The organism is Micromonospora olivasterospora, assembly GCF_007830265.1.
Taxonomy (GTDB): Bacteria; Actinomycetota; Actinomycetes; order Mycobacteriales; family Micromonosporaceae; genus Micromonospora; species Micromonospora olivasterospora.
This window is the reverse complement of the sequence record NZ_VLKE01000001.1, coordinates 642,083-664,605: the sequence shown is the minus strand read 5'-3', so window position 1 is coordinate 664,605 and position 22,523 is coordinate 642,083. Positions and strand designations below refer to the sequence as shown.

General features: G+C 71.8%; 24 protein-coding genes, 1 tRNA gene and 1 pseudogene. 18 read left to right on the top strand and 8 right to left on the bottom strand.

Translation table 11 applies throughout. The features are described 5' to 3' along the window. The first annotated feature begins 121 nt into the window (after nucleotides 1-121). Nucleotides 122-1,051: a LysR family transcriptional regulator gene (locus JD77_RS02735; RefSeq protein WP_170286362.1), complete on the top strand. Its 930-nt coding sequence runs from the start codon at nucleotides 122-124 to the stop codon at nucleotides 1,049-1,051. A 76-nt stretch (nucleotides 1,052-1,127) separates the two neighbouring features. Beyond that, nucleotides 1,128-1,538: a hypothetical protein gene (locus tag JD77_RS02730; RefSeq protein ID WP_387228413.1), complete on the top strand. Its 411-nt coding sequence runs from the start codon at nucleotides 1,128-1,130 to the stop codon at nucleotides 1,536-1,538. Nucleotides 1,539-1,567: 29 nt separating this feature from the next. Here JD77_RS02730 and JD77_RS02725 read toward each other — a convergent pair whose 3' ends face one another. After that, nucleotides 1,568-2,656, bottom strand: coding sequence for a CapA family protein (locus tag JD77_RS02725; RefSeq protein WP_145772887.1), 1,089 nt, complete (start codon nucleotides 2,654-2,656; stop codon nucleotides 1,568-1,570). 193 nt (nucleotides 2,657-2,849) lie between these two features. Here JD77_RS02725 and JD77_RS02720 point away from each other — a divergent pair, with 193 nt between their 5' ends. Next, nucleotides 2,850-3,620, top strand: coding sequence for an esterase/lipase family protein (locus tag JD77_RS02720; RefSeq protein WP_145772886.1), 771 nt, complete (start codon nucleotides 2,850-2,852; stop codon nucleotides 3,618-3,620). A gap of 79 nt (nucleotides 3,621-3,699) precedes the next feature. Here the strand turns inward: JD77_RS02720 and JD77_RS02715 are convergent, their stop codons facing one another. Continuing rightward, entirely contained in the window at nucleotides 3,700-4,140 is a 441-nt protein-coding gene (locus JD77_RS02715; RefSeq protein ID WP_145772885.1) for a nitroreductase family deazaflavin-dependent oxidoreductase, read from the bottom strand. 392 nt (nucleotides 4,141-4,532) lie between these two features. On the opposite strand from JD77_RS02715, the gene pyk reads away from it, so the two are divergent. The 4 genes from pyk (at nucleotide 4,533) to JD77_RS02695 (ending at nucleotide 8,494) form a co-directional block, all read left to right on the top strand. Next, on the top strand, nucleotides 4,533-5,981 hold the full coding sequence (gene pyk / locus JD77_RS02710) for a pyruvate kinase (protein WP_145772884.1): 1,449 nt from the start codon (nucleotides 4,533-4,535) through the stop codon (nucleotides 5,979-5,981). Further along, nucleotides 5,978-6,859 (top strand): acyl-CoA thioesterase, encoded by an 882-nt coding sequence (locus JD77_RS02705; RefSeq protein ID WP_145772883.1) that lies wholly within the window; start codon nucleotides 5,978-5,980, stop codon nucleotides 6,857-6,859. Before pyk ends, JD77_RS02705 begins: the two co-directional genes overlap by 4 nt. Before the next feature lie 86 nt (nucleotides 6,860-6,945). Further along, entirely contained in the window at nucleotides 6,946-7,416 is a 471-nt protein-coding gene (locus JD77_RS02700) for an RrF2 family transcriptional regulator (protein ID WP_145772882.1), read from the top strand. A gap of 145 nt (nucleotides 7,417-7,561) precedes the next feature. Then, entirely contained in the window at nucleotides 7,562-8,494 is a 933-nt protein-coding gene (locus JD77_RS02695) for a sulfite exporter TauE/SafE family protein (protein ID WP_145772881.1), read from the top strand. Between the two features lie 110 nt (nucleotides 8,495-8,604). Here the strand turns inward: JD77_RS02695 and JD77_RS02690 are convergent, their stop codons facing one another. The 5 genes and pseudogenes from JD77_RS02690 to JD77_RS02670 form a co-directional block, all read right to left on the bottom strand. Continuing rightward, on the bottom strand, nucleotides 8,605-10,044 hold the full coding sequence (locus JD77_RS02690) for a pyridoxal-dependent decarboxylase (RefSeq protein WP_246140504.1): 1,440 nt from the start codon (nucleotides 10,042-10,044) through the stop codon (nucleotides 8,605-8,607). A 285-nt stretch (nucleotides 10,045-10,329) separates the two neighbouring features. Continuing rightward, a complete protein-coding gene (locus JD77_RS02685) occupies nucleotides 10,330-11,334 on the bottom strand; it encodes an LLM class flavin-dependent oxidoreductase (RefSeq protein WP_211372474.1) in 1,005 nt (334 codons plus the stop codon). A gap of 101 nt (nucleotides 11,335-11,435) precedes the next feature. Then, nucleotides 11,436-11,705 (bottom strand): annotated as a pseudogene (locus JD77_RS02680) (Lrp/AsnC family transcriptional regulator); the annotation flags it as partial. Nucleotides 11,706-11,979: 274 nt separating this feature from the next. Next, nucleotides 11,980-12,729: a helix-turn-helix domain-containing protein gene (locus tag JD77_RS02675; protein ID WP_145772879.1), complete on the bottom strand. Its 750-nt coding sequence runs from the start codon at nucleotides 12,727-12,729 to the stop codon at nucleotides 11,980-11,982. 33 nt (nucleotides 12,730-12,762) lie between these two features. Continuing rightward, nucleotides 12,763-12,836 (bottom strand) — tRNA-Leu (locus JD77_RS02670). A gap of 91 nt (nucleotides 12,837-12,927) precedes the next feature. Here JD77_RS02670 and JD77_RS02665 point away from each other — a divergent pair. From JD77_RS02665 to JD77_RS02620, 11 genes are all read left to right on the top strand, one after another. Further along, nucleotides 12,928-13,548 (top strand): ANTAR domain-containing response regulator, encoded by a 621-nt coding sequence (locus JD77_RS02665; RefSeq protein WP_145772878.1) that lies wholly within the window; start codon nucleotides 12,928-12,930, stop codon nucleotides 13,546-13,548. A 48-nt stretch (nucleotides 13,549-13,596) separates the two neighbouring features. Beyond that, nucleotides 13,597-14,139 carry a hypothetical protein gene (locus JD77_RS02660; protein ID WP_211372473.1) on the top strand — a complete coding sequence of 181 codons (543 nt, stop codon included), beginning with the start codon at nucleotides 13,597-13,599 and terminating at the stop codon, nucleotides 14,137-14,139. Continuing rightward, nucleotides 14,136-14,276: a hypothetical protein gene (locus tag JD77_RS32720; RefSeq protein ID WP_211372472.1), complete on the top strand. Its 141-nt coding sequence runs from the start codon at nucleotides 14,136-14,138 to the stop codon at nucleotides 14,274-14,276. The genes JD77_RS02660 and JD77_RS32720 overlap by 4 nt, the downstream gene beginning before the upstream one ends. A gap of 279 nt (nucleotides 14,277-14,555) precedes the next feature. Then, complete coding sequence (locus JD77_RS02655; protein ID WP_145772877.1) at nucleotides 14,556-15,716, top strand: branched-chain amino acid ABC transporter substrate-binding protein; 1,161 nt, start codon at nucleotides 14,556-14,558, stop codon at nucleotides 15,714-15,716. Between the two features lie 104 nt (nucleotides 15,717-15,820). Beyond that, nucleotides 15,821-16,771: a branched-chain amino acid ABC transporter permease gene (locus JD77_RS02650; RefSeq protein WP_145772876.1), complete on the top strand. Its 951-nt coding sequence runs from the start codon at nucleotides 15,821-15,823 to the stop codon at nucleotides 16,769-16,771. Continuing rightward, a complete protein-coding gene (locus JD77_RS02645) occupies nucleotides 16,768-17,877 on the top strand; it encodes a branched-chain amino acid ABC transporter permease (protein WP_145772875.1) in 1,110 nt (369 codons plus the stop codon). The genes JD77_RS02650 and JD77_RS02645 overlap by 4 nt, the downstream gene beginning before the upstream one ends. Further along, a complete protein-coding gene (locus JD77_RS02640; protein ID WP_145772874.1) occupies nucleotides 17,870-18,715 on the top strand; it encodes an ABC transporter ATP-binding protein in 846 nt (281 codons plus the stop codon). The genes JD77_RS02645 and JD77_RS02640 overlap by 8 nt, the downstream gene beginning before the upstream one ends. After that, nucleotides 18,705-19,415 carry an ABC transporter ATP-binding protein gene (locus tag JD77_RS02635; RefSeq protein WP_145772873.1) on the top strand — a complete coding sequence of 237 codons (711 nt, stop codon included), beginning with the start codon at nucleotides 18,705-18,707 and terminating at the stop codon, nucleotides 19,413-19,415. The genes JD77_RS02640 and JD77_RS02635 overlap by 11 nt, the downstream gene beginning before the upstream one ends. Before the next feature lie 32 nt (nucleotides 19,416-19,447). After that, a complete protein-coding gene (locus tag JD77_RS02630; RefSeq protein ID WP_145772872.1) occupies nucleotides 19,448-20,353 on the top strand; it encodes an ABC transporter substrate-binding protein in 906 nt (301 codons plus the stop codon). A gap of 6 nt (nucleotides 20,354-20,359) precedes the next feature. Beyond that, nucleotides 20,360-21,319, top strand: coding sequence for an amino acid ABC transporter permease (locus JD77_RS02625; RefSeq protein WP_145772871.1), 960 nt, complete (start codon nucleotides 20,360-20,362; stop codon nucleotides 21,317-21,319). After that, nucleotides 21,316-22,125 (top strand): amino acid ABC transporter ATP-binding protein, encoded by an 810-nt coding sequence (locus JD77_RS02620; RefSeq protein WP_145772870.1) that lies wholly within the window; start codon nucleotides 21,316-21,318, stop codon nucleotides 22,123-22,125. Before JD77_RS02625 ends, JD77_RS02620 begins: the two co-directional genes overlap by 4 nt. 145 nt (nucleotides 22,126-22,270) lie before the next feature. Here JD77_RS02620 and JD77_RS02615 read toward each other — a convergent pair whose 3' ends face one another. Then, the gene (locus JD77_RS02615; RefSeq protein ID WP_145772869.1) at nucleotides 22,271-22,504 is read right to left on the bottom strand and encodes a hypothetical protein; all 234 of its coding nucleotides are present in this window, start codon (nucleotides 22,502-22,504) and stop codon (nucleotides 22,271-22,273) included. Nucleotides 22,505-22,523: the final 19 nt, after the last annotated feature.

Below are 22,523 nucleotides of genomic sequence, written 5' to 3'. Positions count from 1 at the left end.
CGGCCCGGAAACGTGACCGCCGGCCTGCTCGTGCCGTTGGCCTCGGATCGTCGCCGCCGCGGCGGCCCGCCGTCCAAGACGGATCGGGCAGCGGGCGATAAGCGGCGCTTATGATCGTCCCATGTCCGATCCGTCCAACCGGGACGCCTGGTGGGACCTGCGGCGGCTGCGCTACTTCGCGGTGCTCGCCGAGGAGCTGCACTTCACCCGGGCCGCCGCCCGGCTGCGCATCGCCCAGCCCGCCCTCAGCCAGCAGATCCGGGCCCTGGAACGCCAGCTCGGCGTGCCGCTCGTGCACCGCACCAGCCGCGGCTGCACCCTGACCGAGGTGGGCGCGCGGGTCGCCGACGAGGCCGCCCGGCTGCTCGCCGAGGTGGACGCGGGGACCGCCCGGATCCGCGACCTGGTGCGGGGCCGGGGCGGCCGGCTGCGTCTGGCGTACACCCGGTCGGCGCGCGGCGGACGGGTCGACGCGCTGGTCGCCGGGTTCCGGGCCGCCCACCCGGACGTCGAGGTGGTCTCGGAGACCGCCTGGACGGCCCCGAATGTCGCCGGCCTGCTCGCCGGCCGGCTCGACGCGGCCTTCGTCCGCCCGCCGGTCGACGAGCCGGCGCTGGTCTGCCGGACCGTCGACACCGAGGAACTGCTGCTGGCCCTGCCGGCGGGGCACCCCCTCGCCAGCGGCCGCCGCCGGATCAGCCGGGCCGAGGTGGTCGACCTGCCGGCGGTGATGTGGCCGCGCGAGAACGGCCCGGGCATGTTCGACCGGACGATCGCCCAGGTCTGGCCGGGCGGCGGCTTCCGCCTGGTCCGCCAGGAGCCGGACGACGAGCAGTTGCTGCGGGCGGTGGCCGGCGGCGACGTCGTGGCGGCCGTTCCGGCGGGCCGGGCCCGCGCCCTGCGGGTCCCCGGCGTACGGCTGCGCCGGTTCACGGCGCCGACCCCCACCGTCGACGTGGGGCTCGCCTGGCCCCGCGACAGCACGAACCCGGCCCTGCGCGGGCTCCTCGCCCTGCTGGAGTGGGACCGTACGACGGGAAGCACGGCCTGATCTTGGACAGTTGTCGTCCTCTGTGGACGAGAAGTGTCCAAGATTGGCTTCGGAACCGGGCCGGGCAGTGGGGAGGATGTCGGTGAGCGAGGAGTTGGACGGGTTCGTGATCGGGTACGTGCCGGCGGGGGTCGGCGCGGAGGTGTCGGACTTCGCCAGCGAGTGGGAGGACGTGCGCTTCCGTACCCGGGTGTGGGAGCGGCAGGTCGAGGAGGGCTACCGGGTCGACATGCGGGTGCACGTCCTGCGCGCCGGGCGGCTGACCACGCTCGAAGAGCTGCGCGACTTCCTGGCCGCGTACCACGAGCGGGACGCCGACGACTGGCGGCTCGACGGGTTCGACACCGGCGGTGTGCCGGGACTGGCCGGCGACGGCGAGGCGTTCTCGCTGGTCGGGCCCGGGGTCGCGGTCGACGTGCTCGCCGACCCGGAGCGGGTGCCTGAGGCGGAGCTGCGCGCCGTTGCGGCGGCGATCCGCCCCGCCTGAGCGAGCCCGGCAGGCGCCGGCTAGTAGCGTCAGGAGAGGGGAAGCAGCCCCGCCTCGAAGGCGCCGCGCATGCCCACGTACCCGTTGATCCGCTTCTCGATCTCGGCATAGTGCGCCCGCTGCCCGGCGGACACCGCCGGGTCCTTGGCGGCGCTGACCAGGTTGACCACCCGGGCCGCCGGCCGGTACTCCATCCAGGTCGGCAGCACGCTCACCCCGGTGACCTCCCAGCTACCCGGAGCGGTCCGGGTGAAGGTGAACTCGGGCACCACGGCGTCCTGCGTGTTCTCCGGCGAACTGTCGTCGAACCGGGCGGTCAGGTTGCCCATCCCGTAGGCGACCCACTTCCTACCGATCTTCTCGAACGGCTGTACCACGTGGACGTGGTGTCCGATGATCAGATCGATGTCGGGCGAGGCGAGCAGCTCCCGGGCAAGATCCAGCTGGTCGTCGTTCGGCGCGTTCTGGTACTCGGTTCCCCAGTGCATCGAGAGGATGACGATCTCCGCGCCCGTCGCCCGCGCCTGGTGCGCCGCCGTGAGGATGGCATCCCGGTCGATGAGGTTGGCCGCCCACGGCTTCCCGGACGGCAGCGGGATGTCGTTGAAACTCAGCGCGTACGACAGTTGGGCGACCTTCACGCCGGCAACGTCCATGATCGTCGGCCGGGCCGCCTCGTCCGTGTTGCGGGCTGTGCCGGCGTGCCGCAACCCGACCCGGTCGAGGTTGTCCAGGGTTCGGGTGATGCCCTCCAGGCCCGTGTCCCGTGAGTGGTTGGATGCCGTGGAACAGGTGTCGAATCCGGCCCAGGCAGCCGCGTCGGCCAGCTCCGGGGGCACGCTGAAGGCGGGCCATCCGGTGAATGGACCCTGCGGATCCGCCAGCGGCGTCTCCATGTGACAGATGGCGAGGTCCGCGGCACTCACCCGGGGGCGGATCGCACCGAGCACCTGGGTGAAGTCGTGACCGGTACGGCCCGCCGCCTGCGCGTCGGCGGCCGCCTGCTCGGTGAGTGGTGGGTGCACCAGTAGATCCCCGGCGGCCACCACGGTGAGCTGGTTCTTCGGCGCGGGGACCGGCGCCGTGGCGCGGGGGACGGTGGAGGGTCCCGGAGTCACTCGCGCTCGGGCCTGATCGCCGAACCCGCCCGATATGCCGGAACGCGCTTCCTGCGCGACAACGTGTTACCCGTCCATAACTTCTTATTGACGTTTCTGGATGACAAAGGTCATTCTCTCTGCACGATCGATCGGACCGCTCACTGACCTCCTCCCGGCATCCCCCGGGACCCCCCACCAGGAGGTGCAGCCCATGCTGCTCCGAAAGATCGTCGCCGCCCTCACGGTGTCGGCCGCCGCCGCGCTGGCCGTACCGTCGCCGGCCGCCGCCGCCGCCGCGCCCGCGCCCCTCGCCACGGCCGCCGCCGGCAATCCGGTGATCGTCGTCGGCGGGCTCAGTGGCGTCGCCTTCGCCTACGAGCCCCTCGCCGCCCGGCTGCGGGCCGACGGCTACCGGGTCTCCAGCTACGAGCTTCCCGGCCTCGGCTTCGGCGACGTCACCGCCTCGGCGCGCGCCTTCGCCGGGTACGTCGACCAGGTGCGCGCCGCCACCGGCGCGGCCCGCGTCGACGTGGTCGGCCACTCCGAGGGCGGGCTGGTCTCCCGCTGGTACATCAAGTACCTCGGCGGCGCGAGCAAGGTCGGCCGCTACATCAGCCTCGGCTCCCCGCAGTACGGCACGTACGTCGCCAACATCGCCAAGTTCCTCGGCGTGGGCAGTTGCCTCGGCATCGTCGCCTGCCAGCAGATGACGATCGGGTCCAGCTTCCTGGCCACGCTCAACAGCGGCGACGACACCCCGGGCGACGTGCGCTGGACGACCGTTCGCACCCTCCAGGACGAGCTGGTCCAACCGGTCGGTAACGCCAGCCTCGCCGACGGGGCGACCAACGTGCTGATCCAGGACTGGTGCCTGCTGCGGGTCGTCGGGCACGTCGGCCTCGTCGTCGACGGCACCACGTACACGGTGGTCCGGGGCGCGCTCACCGACTCGCCGGTGCGGCCCGACTGCTTCGCGCTGTGAAGCCTGGCCGGGCGGACGGGAGGACCCGTCCGCCCGGCGCCGGCTCATGCCGGACGCGGCGCCGGACCCCGGGGAAGCGTCAGGCGCGTTCCACCACGACCACCGGGATCTCCCGGTCGGTGTTGCGCTGGTAGCGGGCGTACCGGGGAAAGACCCTCGTCATGAACTCCCACAGCCGGGGCCGCTCCCGGGTGGAGGCCGTCCGGGCCCGGCCCCGGAAGCGCTCCGCGCCGATCTGGATCTCTACCGCCGGCTCGGCGCTGAGGTTGAGGTACCAGTTCGGGTGCCTGGCCGCACCGCCGTTGGACGCCACCAGCACGATCCGGTCGTCGTCGCGGCCGTAGATCAGCGCCGTGCGTCGCAGCTTGCCGGACCGGCGGCCCCGTGTGGTGATCAACAAAGCGTCGTAGCCGTGGAAGCTCCCCTCGGCGCCGTCGGTCTCCACGTACCGGCGGACGTGGCTGGCGACCCAGTCGACCGGGCTCTCTTCGATCTCCTCGTCGTGCTCCGGCACGGCCATTCCGTCCCCTCCCGTCGGCGTCGGCCCCGCGGCGGGGCGCAGCACCCGTTCTACCCCGCGCCCCGGCCGGGCGTCGCCCCCGAACGGTTCGCCGGGCCTTCCGGCCGCCGCGCCGAGCGCTGACCGGAAGCCGACAGCGGCGGCGACCTGGTCGTCCGGAATTCTCCCGAAGCGGAGTGCCGGAGGCGGGGGAGCGGCACCAGCGCCGGGTGAGGCCGAGCGGTACGATTCCGGGCGCGCGGTCGCCGATGCCCGCCGACACGACGACTCCGCACGACGATTCCGGTGCGGTTCCGTCCGCCGGCTGCGCGGGCGTGGCGCGTCGTTGGACAATTGTTCCGCAGTCCGCAAGGGGTCGGCCCGCAGTCCGACCCGAAGGAGAGACTAGCCTGATGGGCGTGACACGCCGCGCGAAGATCGTCTGCACCCTGGGCCCCGCCACCTCGTCCCCGGAGCGGATCCGGGGCCTTGTCGAGGCGGGCATGAACGTGGCGAGACTCAATTTCAGCCACGGCAGCCACGCCGACCACGAGGCGGTCTACCGGCTCGTCCGGGAGGCCGCCGACGCCACCGGTCACCCCGTGGCCGTCCTCGCCGACCTCCAGGGCCCGAAGATCCGGCTCGGCCGGTTCGCCGACGGCCCGCACGAGTGGCGCACCGGCGACTCGGTGGTGATCACCGGCGACGACGTCGTCGGCACCCGGGACCGGGTCTCCTGCACCTACCGGAGGCTGCCGCGCGAGGTCAAGGCCGGCGACCGGCTGCTGATCGACGACGGCCGGGTGGCCGTCGAGGTCAGCGAGGTGGTCGGCAACGACATCCGCTGCCTGGTGACCGAGGGTGGGCCGGTCTCCAACAACAAGGGCGTCTCGCTGCCCAACGTGGCGGTCAGCGTTCCGGCCCTGTCGGACAAGGACGCCGAGGACCTGCGCTTCGCCCTCGGTCTCGGGGTCGATCTGATCGCGCTGTCGTTCGTCCGCTCGGCGGAGGACATCAAGCTGGTCCACGCGATCATGTCCGAGGTCGGGGTGCACCGGCCGGTGCTCGCGAAGGTGGAGAAGCCCGAGGCGGTCGACCACCTGGAGGCGATCGTCCTGGCCTTCGACGGCGTCATGGTCGCCCGCGGCGACCTGGGCGTCGAGCTCCCGCTGGACCAGGTCCCCCTGGTGCAGAAGCGCGCCGTGCAACTGTGCCGGGAGAACGCCAAGCCGGTCATCGTCGCCACCCAGATGCTCGACTCCATGATCGAGAATTCACGGCCCACCCGCGCCGAGGCCTCCGACGTGGCCAACGCGGTGCTCGACGGCGCGGACGCGGTGATGCTCTCCGGCGAGACCAGCGTCGGCAAGTACCCGGTGCTCACCGTCAGCACCATGGCCAAGATCGTCCACACCACCGAGTCCGGCTCCATCGCCGTGCCCCGGCTGCAGCACGACCCGCGTACGCACGGCGGGGCGCTCACCGTCGCCGCCTCGTCGATCGCCCGGGCCATCGGCGCCAAGGCCATGGTGGCGTTCTCGCAGACCGGCGACACCGTGCGCCGGCTCAGCCGGCTGCAGTGCGACCTGCCGCTGCTGGCGTTCACCCCGGTGCCCGAGGTGCGCAACCAGCTCGCCCTCTGCTGGGGCGTGGAGACGTTCCTGATGCCGTTCGTCGAGCACACCGACGACATGTTCCGCCAGGTCGACCAGGCGCTGCTCGGCCTCAACCGGGCCAACCCCGGCGACTACGTGGTGATCGTCGCCGGCAGCCCGCCCGGCACCCCCGGCTCCACCAACACCCTGCGGGTGCACCAGCTCGGCTCGCTGGTCGACGCCGCGTCCGCCCGGGCGTTGCAGTGACCGACGGGGTCACAGTCGGCCAGGCGGCCGTCGACCAACTGCTGGAGGTCCTCGACCTCGAGCACACCGCCGAGATGACCTTCCGCGGGGTGAGCCCCCCGGTCGGCCCACAACGGGTGTACGGCGGCCAGGTCGCCGGCCAGGCCTTGGTCGCCGCCGGGCGCACCGTCGACCCGGACCGCTTCGTGCACTCCCTGCACGGCTACTTCGTCCGGCCCGGCATCCCGTCCGAGCCGATCGAGTACCAGGTGGAGAACGTCCGCGACGGCCGCTCGTTCTCGGTGCGCCGCTCGGTGGCGCTCCAGCACGACCGGCCGATCTTCTTCATGTCGGCGTCGTTCCAGCAGCGCGAGGAGGGGCTGGACCACCATGCCCCCACCCCGCCCGACGTTCCCGCCCCGGACGACGTCCCCACCATGACCGAGCGGCTCGCCCGCTACCCCGAGCGGCTCGGCATCTGGGGGCAGATCCCGCGCCCCATCGACGTGCGCTACGTCGGCGAGCCCGGCTGGGTACGCCCCGGCGACCGTCCCGCCGACCCGAACCAGCGGGTCTGGATGCGCATCGACGGCAAGCTCCCGGACGACCCGCTGCTGCACGCCTGCGCCCTGACGTACGCCTCCGACCTGACCCTGCTCGACTCGGTGCTGTCGGTGCACGGCGAGGTGTGGGGTCCCGGCGGCGTGGTCGGCGCGAGCCTCGACCACGCGCTGTGGTTCCACCGGCCGTTCCGGGCCGACGAGTGGTTCCTCTACGACTGCTGGAGCCCGTCCGCCTCCGGGGCCCGGGGCCTGGCCACCGGCCGGATGTTCACCACCGACGGCCGGCACGTTGCCAGCGCGGTGCAGGAGGGGCTGCTGCGCCGCGTCGGCGGCTGACCGCCCCGCCCAGCGGGGCGGCCGGTCGACCGTTCGGCGGAGGGGCGGCAGCTCCGCCCGCTGACCAGGGGTCTAATCTGTCGGACATGCGTCTCTCCGCCCGGGTGGACTACGCCCTGCGCGCGGCCGCCGAGCTCGCCGCGGTCGCCGAGCGCGCCGGCACCGGGCGGTCCCGCCCCGTGACCGCCGATCAGATCGCCAAGGCGCAGGAGATTCCGCCGAAGTTCCTGGAGAGCATCCTGCTGCAACTGCGCCGCGGTGGCATCGTGCACGCCCAGCGTGGCCCCGAGGGCGGCTACTGGCTGGCCCGGTCGGCCGCCGAGATCTCCCTCGCCGAGGTGATCCGGGTGATCGACGGGCCGCTGGCGCACGTCCGGGGGCAGCGCCCCGAGCAGCTCGGGTACCACGGTGCGGCGCGAGCCCTGCAGGACGTGTGGATCGCGCTGCGGGCCAGCGAGCGGGAGATCCTCGAACTGGTCACCGTGGCGGACGTGGCCAGGGGGAGCCTTCCGGGCCGGGTCAACGAGCTGGCCGCCGACCCGCGCGCCTGGAGCTGACCGATTCCTCCGGCGGCGTCCCTTCGCCGCGGGCGCCCCGGCCGTTCGGCGCGTCCCAGTAGTCGATAGGGGGCTTGACCGCAGCGCGTCCGTGCCGCATTGTCGACCAAGTCGATAGGACATGCCGAAAAGTCAGGGGGCGCCCGTGCGCAAGCTGCTGGTCCTCGCTCTGGTCGGGCTCGTCGCGCAGCTGGTCGACGGCTCGCTCGGCATGGCCTACGGCCTGACGTCGTCCACCCTGCTGTTGGTCGCCGGGGTCGCCCCGGCCGCCGCGTCCGCGTCGGTCCACCTGGCCGAGATCGGCACCACGCTGGCCGCCGGGGTGGCCCACTGGCGGTTCGGCAACGTCGACTGGCGCGTGGTCACCCGCATCGCCGTCCCCGGCGCGCTCGGCGCGTTCGGCGGGGCCACCTTCCTCAGCGCGATCTCCACCGAGGCCGCCGCCCCGTGGATGGCCGCGATCCTGTTCACCCTCGGCGCGTACCTGCTCGTGCGCTTCGCCCGGCCGCTGCGCGTCAACCCCGGCGCCGGGCGGCTGCGCGGCCGGTTCCTCGGCCCGCTCGGCCTGGTCGCCGGGTTCGTCGACGCCACCGGCGGCGGGGGATGGGGACCGGTCGCCACCCCGGCGCTGCTCGTCTCCGGGCGGATGGAGCCCCGAAGGGTGATCGGCTCGGTCGACACCGCCGAGTTCCTGGTGGCCGGCGCCGCAAGCGCCGGCTTCCTGATCGGTCTCGGCAGCGAGGGCTTCCTGCTGCCGACCGTCGCCGCCCTGCTGATCGGCGGGCTGATCGCCGCCCCGGTCGCCGCCTGGCTGATCCGGATCGTCCCCGCCCAACTGCTCGGCGCCACCGTCGGCGGCGTGATCGTGCTGACCAACGCCCGCACCCTGGTCCGGGCCGGCGAGCTGCCCGGCGGCGTCCAGTGGCTCGCGTACGGGCTGCTCGCCGCCGGCTGGGTCGCCGCGATGGTCCTGGCCGTCCGCGCCCTGCGCCGCAACCGCCGCGACCAGGCCACCGCGGCCCCCGCACGGAACGAGACCCCGGCGCAGCCCGTCCCGCTCGCCGCCGTCGAGAGGTGAGCGCGGCCGGTTGAGCACCCGGTAGACGGCGGGCCGCCCGGAACGGCACTCGCGGTTGGCCTGCGGCACCACCCACGCGTGCCGCACCCGGGTCGGCCCGCCGGCCCGGGTCAGCCCGCGTCGGACAGCACCGTGCCGGCCGCCTCGCTGACCAGCGCCCACGCCTCGTCCACGTGCGACTGCGTGGTCAGCGGCGAGCCGACCACGAGACGCAGCGTGTACCGGCCACCGACCCGGGTGTGGGTCAGGAACACCCGGCCCGTGGCGTTGACCCGGGACAGCAGCTCCGCGCTGGCCTCGTCCCCCGCGGCCAGCCGGAAGCACACCAGCGAGAACGGATGCGGCCCGGCGAGGACGAACCGGTCGTCGGCCCGGACGCGGTCGGCGAACCGGCCGGCGAGGGCCACCCCGGCACGGACGTGCGCCCGCAGCCCCTCCACCCCGTACCAGCGCAACACGAACCACAGCTTCAGGGCACGGAACCGGCGGCCCAGCGGCACCTGCCAGTCCCGGTAGTCGATCACCGCGCCGGACTCCGTCGCCGCGTTGCGCAGGTACTCCGGCAGCACCGTCAGCGCCTCGATCAGCTCACCCCGGTCCGCCACCCAGAACGCGTCGCAGTCGAACCCGGTGAGCAGCCACTTGTGCGGGTCGAAGCAGTACGAGTCCGCGTACTCCAGCCCCGCGTGCGACCAGCGCAGCTCCGGGCAGACCGCCGCCGCCCCCGCGTACGCGGCGTCGACGTGCAGCCAGACGCCGTACTCCGCGCAGATCTCCCCGATCTCCGGCAGCGGGTCCACGGCGGTGGTGGAGGTGGTGCCGATCGTGGCCACCACGATCGCGGGGACGTCCCCGGCGGCCAGATCCGCCCGGATCGCCTCCCGCAGCGCCTCCGGGCGCATCGCCAGCGTCTCCGGGTCCACCTCGACCATTCGTACGCCGTCGGAACCGAGGCCGGCGATCCGCGCCGCCTTCTCGATCGACGAGTGCCCCTGGGTGGAGGTGTAGGCCCGGTACCGGCGGTCGATCCCCGCCTCGCGCCACCGCCCCCCGCCGGCCCGGTGCAGCGCGCCGAGGGTGGCCACCAGGGTCGCCGAGGAAGCCGAGTCCTGGATCACCCCGCCGCCGCGACCCGTGGAGCGGAACCGCTCCGGCAGGTCCAACAGGCCTGCCAGCCAGTCCAGCAGCACCGTCTCCAGCTCGGTGCAGGCAGGGCCGGTCGCCCACAGCATGCCCTGCACGCCGAGTCCCGCGCTGACCAGGTCGCCCAGCACGCTCGGGCCGGAGGTGTTGGCCGGAAAGTAGCCAAAGAATCCCGGGTGCTGCCAGTGCGTCAGCCGGGGCGCGACCAGGGCGTCCAGGTCGGCCAGCACGGCCTCCACCGGCTCGCCGTCGGCGGTCGGCCCGGCCGGCAGCGCGGCCGCCAGCGCCCCCGGCGGGTCCTGCGAGGTGACCGGACGCTGCCCCAGCGTCGCCCAGTAGTCCGCGATCCAGTCGACCACCGCGTGCCCGGCCCGGCGGAACTCCTCGGGGTCCATGTGCTCAGCCATCCGCCGAGTCGACCAAACGGGAACCACCCGAGGCAAGAGCCCGGTCCGCACCGGGGTGGCAGGCACCGGGCCGCAGCCGCGGAATCCGCACAGCTCCGGCCCGGTGCACCACACCGCGGCATTCCCCGACCCGTCCCGACCGGGAGATGCCGTACCACCACCGGCGACAACGTTAGGCGGCGTCCGCGAAGCGGGGGTGACGCCGGTATGAAGATCGTGTTTCGGGCGTTTCGCGCAGGTGTCCGACCCGTCGGCCGGGCGCGGTGCCACCCGCGCCGCCGCGGCTCAGCGGCGCAGGCCGCCCGCCACCTTCTCCGCGATCAGCTCGTACGAGCGCGCCCGGTCCGCCACGTCGTACACCAGCGTCGTCAGCATCAGCTCGTCCGCCCCCGTGCGGGCCAGCAGCTCCGTCAGCTGCCGGCGCACCGTCTCCGGCGACCCCAGCGCCTGCCCCTCCCGCCGCTGCGTCACGAACTCCCGCTCCAGCTCCGTGTACGGGTACGCCGCCGCCTCGTCCGGCGTGGCCAGGGCCGCCGGCCGCCCCGAGCGCAGCCGCAGGAACGACAGGTCGGCCGGGCCCGCCAACCAGTGGGCCCGCTCGTCCGTATCCGCGCAGACCGCGTTGACCGCGACCATCGCGTAAGGCTTCTCCAGATACCGCGACGGCCGGAAGTGCTGCCGGTACAGCGCCAACGCCGGCAGCGTGTTCGCCGCGCTGAAGTGGTGCGCGAACGAGAACGGCAAGCCCAGCAGCCCGGCCAGCTGCGCGCTGAACCCGCTCGACCCCAGCAGCCAGATCGCCGGCAGCTCGCCGCGCCCCGGCGTGGCCACGATCGGCCCCGGCCGCTCGCCCGTGAAGTAGTTCATCAGGTCCGCCAGCTCCCGGGGGAAGCCCTCCGCCGACAGCCCCTCCATCGTCCGGCGCAGCGCCAGCGCCGTCACCTGGTCCGTCCCCGGCGCCCGACCGATGCCCAGGTCGATCCGGCCCGGGTGCAGCGCTTCGAGGGTGCCGAACTGCTCGGCCACCACCAGCGGCGCGTGGTTCGGCAGCATCACCCCGCCCGACCCCAGCCGGATCGTCGAGGTCGCCGCCGCCAGGTGCGCGATCAGCACCGCCGGCGCCGAACTCGCGATCCCCGGCATGTTGTGGTGCTCCGCCACCCAGAACCGGTGGTAACCCAGCTCCTCGGTGCGCCGGGCCAGCTCGGTCGTGTGCCGCAGGGCCTCGCCCGCGCCCGCGCCGGCCGCGACCGGTGCAAGATCAAGAACAGCCAACGGTACGTCGATCATGCGACACCCCAACCCGCAGCGCGCCCGAAATGTTCCCGGCCGGGCACGTGTGGCTCACCCCATTCCGCGCGCCTGCTCGAAAATCAAACTCGTCTGCGTGTAGCCCGCTCGTGCGCCGCCAACCGCACCGACACCAGCACCTCCAACGGCAACCCCACCGCCGCCGGGTCCACCTCCGCGTGGAACCCACGGATCGCCCCGCACTCCCGCAGCGCCCGCGTCCGCGTCAGGCACGTCGACGGCGCCACCCTCACCGGCTCCGCCAGGGCGTTGTTCGGCAGCCGGCCGTCCGCCGTCAGCTCCCGCAGAATCGCGCGATCGACATCGTCCAGGGCCGCGAACGGCCGCACGTCGTTCAGTGAAACGGGCATGCGCCCATCCTGCTCCGAATTCACACGCCGTAGAAGGACCACAAACAGAATATTCTGCGGTGGGTCCGCTGCGCGTCAGTCTTACGTTCGCCGCCTTTGCCGTGAGGGCCGCTGCGCGGCGAGGCGGGCCACCCGCCGTGGGCGACCCCCCTCGTGGATGTTGTCGGGCAGTAGTGCCTTGCCCCTGCCTCGTCAGGGCGTGCAGGCTGGGCGCGTCGCAGGCGACGCACTCGGCGAGGATGCCTGGCCGTGCCGCAGCGCGTGACGCGTCGGGTCAGGACTTCGGGCCGACGTGCCGGTCCAGGGCGGCCACCGCGTCCTGGCGCGCGACCGACAGCGAGTTGCGCCGGTTCATCTTCCAGGCGACGCCGAGCAGGCCCAGCGCCCACTGGCACCGCCCCATGATGTCCGCGGACTCGTTGGTGAACAGGTAACGCGGGTAGACGTACGCCTTGCCGCGAACCGTGACCCGGTTGCCGACCCGGCAGCCGTCGGAGTGGAACAGGCCGCGCACGAAGTCCCCGGGATGGGCGGTGACGATTTCCCGCTGCCAGTCGGCGAGGACGATGGGACGCTCGTGCTTCCTGCCGGGTCCGTGCTGCGGCAGCAGACACGGCCAGTGCGTGCCGTAGCTCTGCACACTGATGCAGCCCTGTTGCTGGACGCGCTGCACCTCCGTCGCGAGAACCCTCTTCATGGCGTCCTCACAGGCGTCGATCAGGCCGGGCCACGTATCGGCGCAGGAGATGCGCAGCACCGGAACCCGGGCGGTGGTAACCAGGTAGCCGTCACCGAGGTAGAGGCCGAGCAGGTAGGCATACTGCCCGAGGTCTGTCGGCTTGCCGACGTCGGTGCGGCAGCGGAAGCAGCGCAGTGCTGTGCCCTGTGGCTTCGGCTCCGGTCGGATTTTGCACCAGTGCCGGACAGTGGGGTAGGAGACTCCGACGGCGCGGGCGGCCTCCGCGACGGTGGCGCCGGCCAGGTAGAGGCGTCTTGCTCGGGCGCGAATCTCAGGTGGGTGCACGTGCCCAGTTTTGAACGCACGTATGACAGTTTGTGCCCCCGGTGGGATTCGAACCCACACTGTCGGAGGTTTGAGCTCCGTCTCTCTCCCGGTTGGAGTACAGGGGCTTCCGTGATTCGGCACTGACAGAGTACCCACTAGGCTAGGGGCCGCGACACCCGGCACGGCGGTGTCAGTTTGAACTGGTAGGAGAGGCTCGTGGCCGAGACGCAGACGGATGCCGAGCGCAGGCGGGTCTTGATCGCCGAGGACGAGGCGCTCATCCGGCTTGACCTCGCCGAGATGCTCGTCGAGGAGGGCTACGAGGTCGTCGGCGAGGCCGGTGACGGCGAGACGGCCGTCCGGCTCGCCGACGAGCTGAAGCCTGACCTGGTGATTCTCGACATCAAGATGCCGATCATGGACGGGCTGGCCGCCGCCGAGCGGATCGCGGGCGCCCGGATCGCCCCGGTGATCATCCTGACCGCGTTCAGCCAGCGGGACCTGGTGGAGCGGGCGCGGGCGGCCGGCGCGATGGCGTACCTGGTGAAGCCGTTCCAGAAGAGCGACCTGGTGCCGGCGGTGGAGATCGCGCTGTCCCGGTACGCGGAGATCTCCGCGCTGGAGGCGGAGGTCGCGGGCCTGACCGACCGGCTGGAGATCCGCAAGACGGTCGAGCGCGCGAAGGGCGCGCTGATGACGACGTACGGGATGAGCGAGCCGCAGGCGTTCAAGTGGATCCAGCGGACGGCGATGGACCACCGGATGACCATGAAGGAGGTCGCCGAGCGGATCCTCGCCGAGACGGCTGGCGGCGAGGTGGCCCAGCCGGCGTCCTGACGGCTTCGGGGGCTTCGGCCGGCCCGTCCGATCGATACGATCGGATGCATGCCTCGTCGGTGGCCGCTGGCGGCGCTCGGCGTGCTGGTCGGGTGTGCCGTGCTGCTGGCCGGTTGCCGGTCGGCGGAGGGCCCGGCGCCCGCGCCTGAGCCGGTGCGGCCGGAGTGGCGGGCGGTGGACCTGCCGGCGCCGCCGGGCGGGCCGGGGCGGCTGGTGCTGCGCGACGCGGTGGCGTGCGGGGGCCGCTGGTTCGCGGTGGGTGCGGTGGCCGACGCGTCGGGCGGGACGCGGCCGGCGGCGTGGTCGAGCGGGGACGGCATCTCCTGGTCGGCATTGCCGGTGCGGGGTGAGACGTTCTACGGCCGGCAGCACGTGCTGTACGCGGCGGCGTGCCGGGACGGCCGGGTGGCGGCGTTGGGCGCGCAGGTCGGCGGGGTGCACGGCAATCCGCGTACGGGCACGTGGGCCCGGGGGTGCTGTCGGTGTCGGGTCTGGTGGCGGTGGGGCGGGTCCTGGTGGCGGCGACCGGTGACGGCGGCGGGCGGCGGGTGTGGCGTTCGGTGGACGGCGGCGCGTCGTGGCGGGCGGTGACGATGCCGGTCGCGGTGCCGGGTGGCGGCGACACGGCGGTGGCGGTGGCGGCGCAGGGGGATCGGCTGGTGCTGGTGGCGGACGACGACCGGGGGGCCAGCGCCTGGTGGGCGCCGCTGCCGGGCGTCGATCGGTAGGGAGCGGAGGTCGATCGGTAGGGAGCGGAGAAAGGTGCGCTCGTTACCGACGAATGGAAGGTGAGACTCTCTCGGAACCGAAGGTTCTTACAGCGATCGTTTCCAATCCGCCACGGCGTGTAACGGTTCGGTCAACCCGTGTTCGCAGGGCTTTTGTCACCGCTTCCGGGTGGGATAACGTCCCGCCCCAGACCGGCGACGACGGTCTGGTTCGTCCGCCCTGCAAGAGCCAATGAGCGGCGGGTGGTTCGGGCCATGGGATGGAGGAGGGTTCGGGCCTTGAGGCAGAAGCTCGCACGCGTGATCGGCGGGGTCGCCATGCTGGCGCTCGTCGCCGGCGGCACCGCTTGCTCCAGCAGCAGCAGCGACGAGGCGTCCGGCGGCGACGCCTGCGGCAGCAAGATCGGGTTCTTCGGTGCGCTCACCGGCAGCTCCGCCGCGCTGGGCATCAACGAGAGGAACGGCGTCAAGCTCGCGGTCGACAAGTACAACAAGGAGAACGCGGACTGCAAGGTCGAGCTCGTCGAGCTGGACTCGCAGGGCAGCCCGGACCAGGCGCCGGGTCTGGCGCAGAAGGCCATCGACGACACCAAGATCCTGGGCATCGTCGGCCCGGCCTACTCGGGTGAGTCCGAGGCCGCCGGCCCGCTGTTCAACGAGGCCGGCCTCGTCACCATCACCCCCTCCGCCACCAACCCGACCCTGGCCACGAAGAGCTGGAAGACCTTCTTCCGGGCCGTGGGCAACGACCTGAGCCAGGGCCCGGCCGCCGGTGTCTACATCAAGAACGTGATGAAGGCCGACCGGGTGTACGTCATCGACGACCAGTCGGCGTACGGTCAGGGCCTGGCCGACGAGGTCAAGAAGGTGCTCGGCGCGGCGGTCGTCGGCTCGGACAAGGTCCAGGGCGAGGGCAAGCAAACCGAGTTCTCGGCCGTGGTCACCAAGGTCAAGACGGCGAACGTCAAGGCGGTCTTCTACGGCGGCTACTACCAGGAGGCCGGCCTGATCCGCAAGCAGCTCTCGGCTGCCGGGGTCACCGCGCCGCTGGTCGCCGGCGACGGCGTCAACGACGGGGCGTACATCACCTCCGCCGGCCAGGCGGCGGCCGAGGGCACGATCCTCACCTGCCCGTGCCAGCCGGCGGCCGAGGCCCGGGGCACCTTCACCGCGGACTACAAGGCGCTCAACGGCGTCGACCCGGGCACCTACAGCGACACCGCCTTCGACGCGGCGAACATCCTGCTGGCGGGCATCAAGGCCGGTAAGACCGACCGCGCGGGCCTGCTGGAGTTTGTGAAGGGCTACAGCGGCGAGGGCGTCGCGGCCAGCTACAAGTTCGTCGAGGGCGGCGAGCTGGACCCGGCGCAGGTCAAGGTCTGGGCGTTCAAGGTCACGGGCGGCAAGGTCGTGCCGGACCAGGAGATCCCCAAGTCCTGACGCCGGTCGCTGCCACAAGCGATTGAGTCGTGATCGCGGGTGCGGCCGGGAGCTCGCTCCCGGCCGCACCTTCTGTTTCTCCAGAGCTGACGGAGCGTCCCTCCTTGAACTTCGACGGACTGTTCTCCAATTTCGGAGAACTCACCACGACCGGCCTGACGCAGGGCGCCATCTACGCCCTGGTCGCGCTCGGGTACACGCTGGTCTACGGCGTGCTCAGACTCATCAACTTCGCCCACTCCGAGGTCTTCATCGCCGGCGCGTTCGCCGCGATCTGGACCTGGAACGGATTCGGCCTCGACCAGGACTCGACGGTCAGTGGGGTCGGCTCGATCCTGTTCTACCTGCTGGTGGCGATGATCGTCGCGGCCATCGCCTCGGCGGGCACCGCCACGGTGATCGAGCGGGTGGCGTACCGGCCGCTGCGGAAGCGCAACGCGCCGCCGCTGGCGTTCCTGATCACCGCGATCGGCGCCTCGATCGCGATCTCCGAGGCGTTCGGCATCTGGACCCGCCGGCTGCCGGAGGGCGCGCCGGCGTTGGTCAGCTCCAAGCCGTTGTTTCATCTGTTCGGGGTGCCGATCGACCCGGTGCAGCTGCTCACGATCGGCGCCGCGCTGGTGATGATGATCGCGCTGGACCTGTTCATCAACCGCAGCCGGATCGGCCGGGGCATCCGGGCGGTGGCCCAGGACGCCAACACCGCGGCGCTGATGGGCGTGAACAAGGACCGGATCATCCTGATGGTCTTCATCGCCGGCGGCGCGATGGCGGGTGTCGCGGGCCTGCTCTACGACGTGCGGATCCAGACCCTGACCTACAGCGTGGGCTTCCTGCTGGGCCTCAAGGCGTTCACCGCGGCGGTGCTCGGCGGCATCGGCAACCTGCGCGGCGCGCTGCTGGGCGGCCTGTTGCTGGGCGTGATCGAGAACTACGCCTCCGGCCTGTTCGGCAGCCAGTGGAAGGACTTGGCCGCCTTCGCGTTGTTGGTGGTGCTGCTGATGTTCCGGCCGACCGGCCTGCTGGGCGAATCGCTGGGGAGGGCGCGGGCATGACGACGGTCCTGGAGAAGGTGCGCTCGGGCCGCGAGGCCGTCGGGCAACGGTGGCACGGCGCGCCGCGCTGGGTGCGCTGGGTGCTGCTGGCGGCGGTGATCGTGTTCTTCTACGCGCTGCCGAACAAGGAGTTCTACCAGTACCTGGGGCCGATCCCGACCCCGGGCGCGAACTTCACGCAGGTGCTGTTCACCGTCTCGATCTACGTGCTGCTGGCGGTCGGGCTGAACATCGTGGTCGGCTTCGCCGGCCTGCTCGACCTGGGCTACTTCGGCTTCTTCGCCGTCGGCGCGTACACGGTGGCGGTGCTGACCTCGCCGAGCAGCGACATCAAGACGCTGTGGCCGTGGCTGGTGGTGGTGCCGATCGCGATCGCGCTGACCATGGTCTCCGGGGTGGCGCTGGGCACGCCGACCCTGCGGCTGCGCGGCGACTACCTGGCGCTGGTGACCCTCGGCTTCGCCGAGATGATCCGGATCGCGGCGGTCAGTTCGCCGTTCCTGAAGGGGCAGCGGGGCTTCAGCCAGATCCCGCACCCGCCGGGCAAGTACGCCGACGGGAGGCCGTTCTTCGGGGTGCTGGATGCCCGCCCGTACTACTGGCTGGTGCTGACGCTGATCATCCTGGTGGTGATCGGGGTGCGGAACCTGACGCACAGCCGGGTGGGCCGGGCGTGGATCTCCATCCGGGAGGACGAGGACGCGGCGCAGCTGATGGGCGTGCCGACGTTCAAGTTCAAGCTGTGGGCGTTCGCGGCGGGCGCGGCGATCGCGGGTCTGGCGGGCGCCCTGTTCGCGGGCAAGCAGAACTTCGTGAACTCGCAGAACTTCGAGCTGCTCAACTCGATCATCATCCTGGCCGCGGTGATCTTCGGCGGGTCGGGCAACATCGTCGGCGCGATCGTCGGTGGCGGCCTGGTGGCGTACATGATCGAGCGGTTCCGCGGCATCGAGCTGCTCGGCATCGAGCTGTACGAGTGGCGGTTCCTGTTCTTCGGCCTGGTCCTCGTGCTGATGATGATCGTCCGCCCGCAGGGCCTGATCCCGAACCGGCGACGGGCGGCGGAGTTCAAGGACCGCCGCAAGGAGGTGATCGTCGGTGAGTGACACCGAGCAGACCAGGGCGGTTCCGGCCCAGGCGGGCGCGCCCGCCGTCGAGACGGTGCCGCAGCGGGAGCCGCTGTTGGAGGTAGACCACGTCACGCTGCGCTTCGGCGGCGTGGTGGCGCTGAACGATGTGGACTTCACCCTCTACAAGGGGGAGATCCTGGGGCTGATCGGCCCCAACGGCGCCGGCAAGACCACCTGCTTCAACGCCATGACCGGCATCTACCAGCCGACCGAGGGGCAGATCCGGTTCCGTGGCCAGAAGATCAGCGGCAAGCGGCGGCACCAGATCACCCGGATGGGCATGGCGCGGACGTTCCAGAACATCCGGCTGTTCCCGGAGATGACGGCGCTGGAGAACGTCCAGGTCGGCGCGGACGCGCACCACAAGACGAGCGTGATCTCCGCGCTGTTCCGGCTGCCGCGGCACCGGCGGGAGGAGCGCGAGGGCCGGGAGAAGGCCGAGCGCCTGCTGGAGTTCGTCGGCATCCGCAACCGGATGCACGAGTTCGCCCGCAACCTGTCGTACGGCGAGCAGCGGCGGCTGGAGATCGCCCGGGCGCTGGCCACCGACCCGGTGCTGCTGTGCCTGGACGAGCCGGCGGCCGGCTTCAACCCGGCGGAGAAGGAGGAGCTGCTCCAGCTCATCCGCCAGATCCGCGACACCGGCGTGACCGTGCTGCTGATCGAGCACGACATGCGTCTGGTGATGGGCGTGACCGACCGGATCGTGGTGCTGGAGTTCGGGAAGAAGATCGCCGAGGGGCTGCCCGCCGAGGTGCGGGACAACCCGAAGGTGATCGCGGCGTACCTGGGGGTGCCGGACGATGCTGCTTGAGATCGACGACGTGAGCCTGCTGTACGGGCGGATCCAGGCGCTGCACGGCATCAGCCTGACGGTGGACGAGGGCGAGATCGTGGCGCTGATCGGCGCCAACGGCGCCGGCAAGTCGACCACGATGCGGGCGATCTCCGGGATCCGGCCGATCGCCTCGGGCCGCATCCGGTTCGCCGGTGAGGACATCTCCAAGCTCCGGGCGGACCTGCGGGTGCGGCGGGGGCTGTGCCAGGCGCCGGAGGGCCGGGGCATCTTCCCGGGCATGACGGTGCTGGAGAACCTGGACATGGGCGCCTACACCCGGCGCGACCGGGCCGGCATCGCGCAGGACCTGGACCGGGTGCTGGGGCTGTTCCCCCGGCTGGCCGAGCGGCGCAAGCAGCCTGGCGGCACGCTGTCCGGCGGCGAGCAGCAGATGCTGGCGGTCGGGCGGGCCCTGATGAGCCGGCCGAAGCTGCTGCTGCTGGACGAGCCGTCCATGGGGCTGGCGCCGATGCTGATCCAGCAGATCTTCAATATCGTCACCGAGATCAACCAGCAGGGCACGACGATCCTGCTGGTGGAGCAGAACGCCCAGCAGGCCCTGGCCCGCGCGCACCGGGCGTACGTGCTGGAGACCGGCCGGATCGTGAAGTCCGGCACCGGCGCGGAGCTGCTGCACGACCCCTCCGTCAAAGAGGCGTACCTCGGCGTAGCCTGACCGGCGATCCCCCTCAGTTAGGAGTTCCCCTCATGTTCCAGCTCAACGGTGGCCGGCGGGCGGCGCTCGGCGCCGCGGGCGCGGCCGCGCTGCTGCTCTCCCTCGCCGCCTGCGGCGAGGAGGAGGGCACCGAGCAGCCCGGCGCCGGCCCGGCCGTCAGCGCGTCGGCGGACACGTCCCTGGCGGACAAGGTGCCGGCCGCGATCAAGGCCGACGGCAAGATCATCGTCGGCAGCGACACGACGTACGCCCCGGCGGAGTTCCTTGACCAGGACGGCAAGACGGCGATCGGCTTCGACGTGGAGCTGTTCACCGCGGTCGCCCAGAAGCTCGGCCTCCAGGCGGAGTTCGTCTCGGCGCCGTTCGGCGACATCATCACGGGCGTCAATACCGGAAAGTACGAGGTCGGCGTCTCGTCGTTCACGATCAACGACGACCGCAAGGGCCAGGCCAACATGGTCAGCTACTTCCAGGTCGGCACCCAGTGGGTGACCAAGAAGGGCAACCCGGCCGGCGTCACCCTCGACAACGCCTGCGGCAAGAAGATCGCCGTGCAGAAGGACACCGTCCAGGTCGAGGACATCCAGAAGCGGTCCAAGGCGTGCACCGACGCCGGCAAGCCGGCGATCACGATCGAGCAGTTCCCGGGCCAGGACGCCGCGACCGCCGCGGTGGTCTCCGGCAAGGACGACGCGATGCTCGCCGACTACCCCGTCGGCGTGTACGCGGTGACCCAGTCCAACGACGCCCTCGAGCTGCTCGACAAGCAGTACGAGGCCGCGCCGTACGGCTACGTCGTGGCCAAGGACCAGGCGGCGTTCGCCGAGGCCGTCCGGGACGCGACGAAGGCGCTGATCGCCGACGGGTCGTACAAGGCCGTGCTGGACAAGTGGAAGGTGGCCGACGGCGCGATCACGGACCCCGCGGTCAACCCGTAACCCGACATGAAGTCTGAGGAAGCGACTACCGTACGGGCGCGGCCGGAGCCGATCCGCGCCGTGCCCGTACGGCACCCGGGGCGCTGGGTCGCGGTGGCCGTGCTGGGCGTGCTGACCGCGATGTTCGTCCACGTGCTGGTCACCAACCAGGCCTTCAACTGGTCGTTCATGGTGGACAAGATGTTCCGTCCGCCGATCATCGAGGGCCTGCTGCGCGGCACCGTGCTGATGACGGTCAGCGCGATGCTGATCGGCGTCACGCTCGGCGTGGTGGTCGCGGTGATGCGGCTGTCCGACAACCCGATCCTGCGCGGGGTGGCCTGGCTCTACACCTGGTTCTTCCGGGCCGTGCCCCGGCTGGTGCTGCTGGCCGTCTTCGGCAACATCGGCATCCTGTGGAGCCGCATCGAGTTCGGGGTGCCGTTCGACACCCAGCTCGGCCAGCTGTTCGGCATCGACAACCTGCAACTGCGGCTGTTCGGGTTCTCCTCCCGGGACATCCTCACCGGGTTCATGGCCGGCCTGCTCGGGCTCGCGCTCTCCGAGGCCGCGTACATGGCCGAGATCGTCCGGGCCGGCATCCAGTCGGTGGACCCCGGGCAGACCGAGGCCGCCCAGGCGCTCGGCATGAGCCGCGGCCAGCTGCTGCGCCGGGTCGTGCTGCCGCAGGCCATGCGGGTGATCATCCCGCCGACCGGCAACGAGACCATCGCCATGCTCAAGGACACCTCGCTGCTGCTGTACGTGCCCGTGAGCGTCGAGCTGTTCTTCCAGCTGGACGCGGTCGGGAAACGGACCTTCCAGATCTTCCCGATGTACGTGGCGGCCTGCCTGTGGTACCTGGCTTTGACCAGCATCCTGCTCGTCGGGCAGTACTACCTGGAGCGGCACTTCGGGCGGGGCTACGGCGCCACCGGCCAGGCCCGGGCGCGGCTGCGTGCCCTCGGCGGGGGTGCGGCCCGATGACCGAGCTGACCGTACCCGCCCAGGCGGGCGCCCCGGCGGCGGAATCGCCGCCGATGGTCCGGGCCGAGCAGGTGCACAAGTCGTTCGGGCCCCTAGACGTGCTCAAGGGCATCGACCTGGAGGTCCGCGCGGGCGAGGTGTGCTGCCTGCTGGGCCCCTCCGGGTCGGGCAAGTCTACCTTCCTGCGTTGCATCAACCACCTGGAGAAGATCAACGCCGGTCGGATCTGGGTCGACGGCGAGCTGATCGGCTACCAGGAGCGCGGCGGGAAGCTGCACGAGCTGCGGGAGAAGGAGGTGGCCGCGCAGCGCCGCGCGATCGGCATGGTCTTCCAGCGGTTCAACCTGTTCCCGCACATGACGGTGCTGCAGAACGTCACCGAGGCGCCGGTGCTGCTCGGGCGGGAGAAGAAGGCCGCCGCCCGGGAGCGGGCCGCGGCGCTGCTGGACCGGGTGGGGCTGGGCGACAAGCTCGGGGCGTACCCGGGGCAGCTCTCCGGCGGGCAGCAGCAGCGGGTGGCGATCGCCCGGGCGCTGGCCATGCAGCCGAAGCTGATGCTGTTCGACGAGCCGACCAGCGCGCTCGACCCGGAACTGGTGGGCGAGGTCCTGGACGTGATGAAGGACCTGGCCCGCGACGGCATGACCATGATCGTGGTGACCCACGAGATCGGCTTCGCCCGGGAGGTCGGTGACTCGTTGGTCTTCATGGACGGCGGCGTGGTGGTCGAGTCGGGTAACCCGCGCGAGGTGATCGCCAACCCGAAACACGAGCGGACCAGGGCGTTCCTGGCCAAGGTGCTGTAGGAGGCGTCCCGGCGGGGCGCATGCTCGCGCCGGGACGCGCACCGTACGACGGAAGAGCCGGCCGGCGGGATCACCTCGCCGGCCGGCTCTTCCGTCAAGATGCCCGGGACCCGGCCGGAGCCACGGGCACCCGGGCGCGGGCCGGTCAGTCGAGGTAGTAGCTGAGGTACCAGCCCCGCACGCCGCACCGTCCGCAGTCCTTCGGATACGTGGTGAAGGTGCAGTAGTGCGCGACGTACCGGGAGCCGGCGGCGTCGCACTCCGCCTCGGAGCCGTAAGGGTTGGTGGTGGCGTGGATCCAGACGCCGGCCTGGGCCGGCCCGGCCACCGAGGCCGCGCCGAGCACACCGACGCACGTCGCCACCAGGGCGCGCGTCATCAACTTCTTCGTTCAGAAC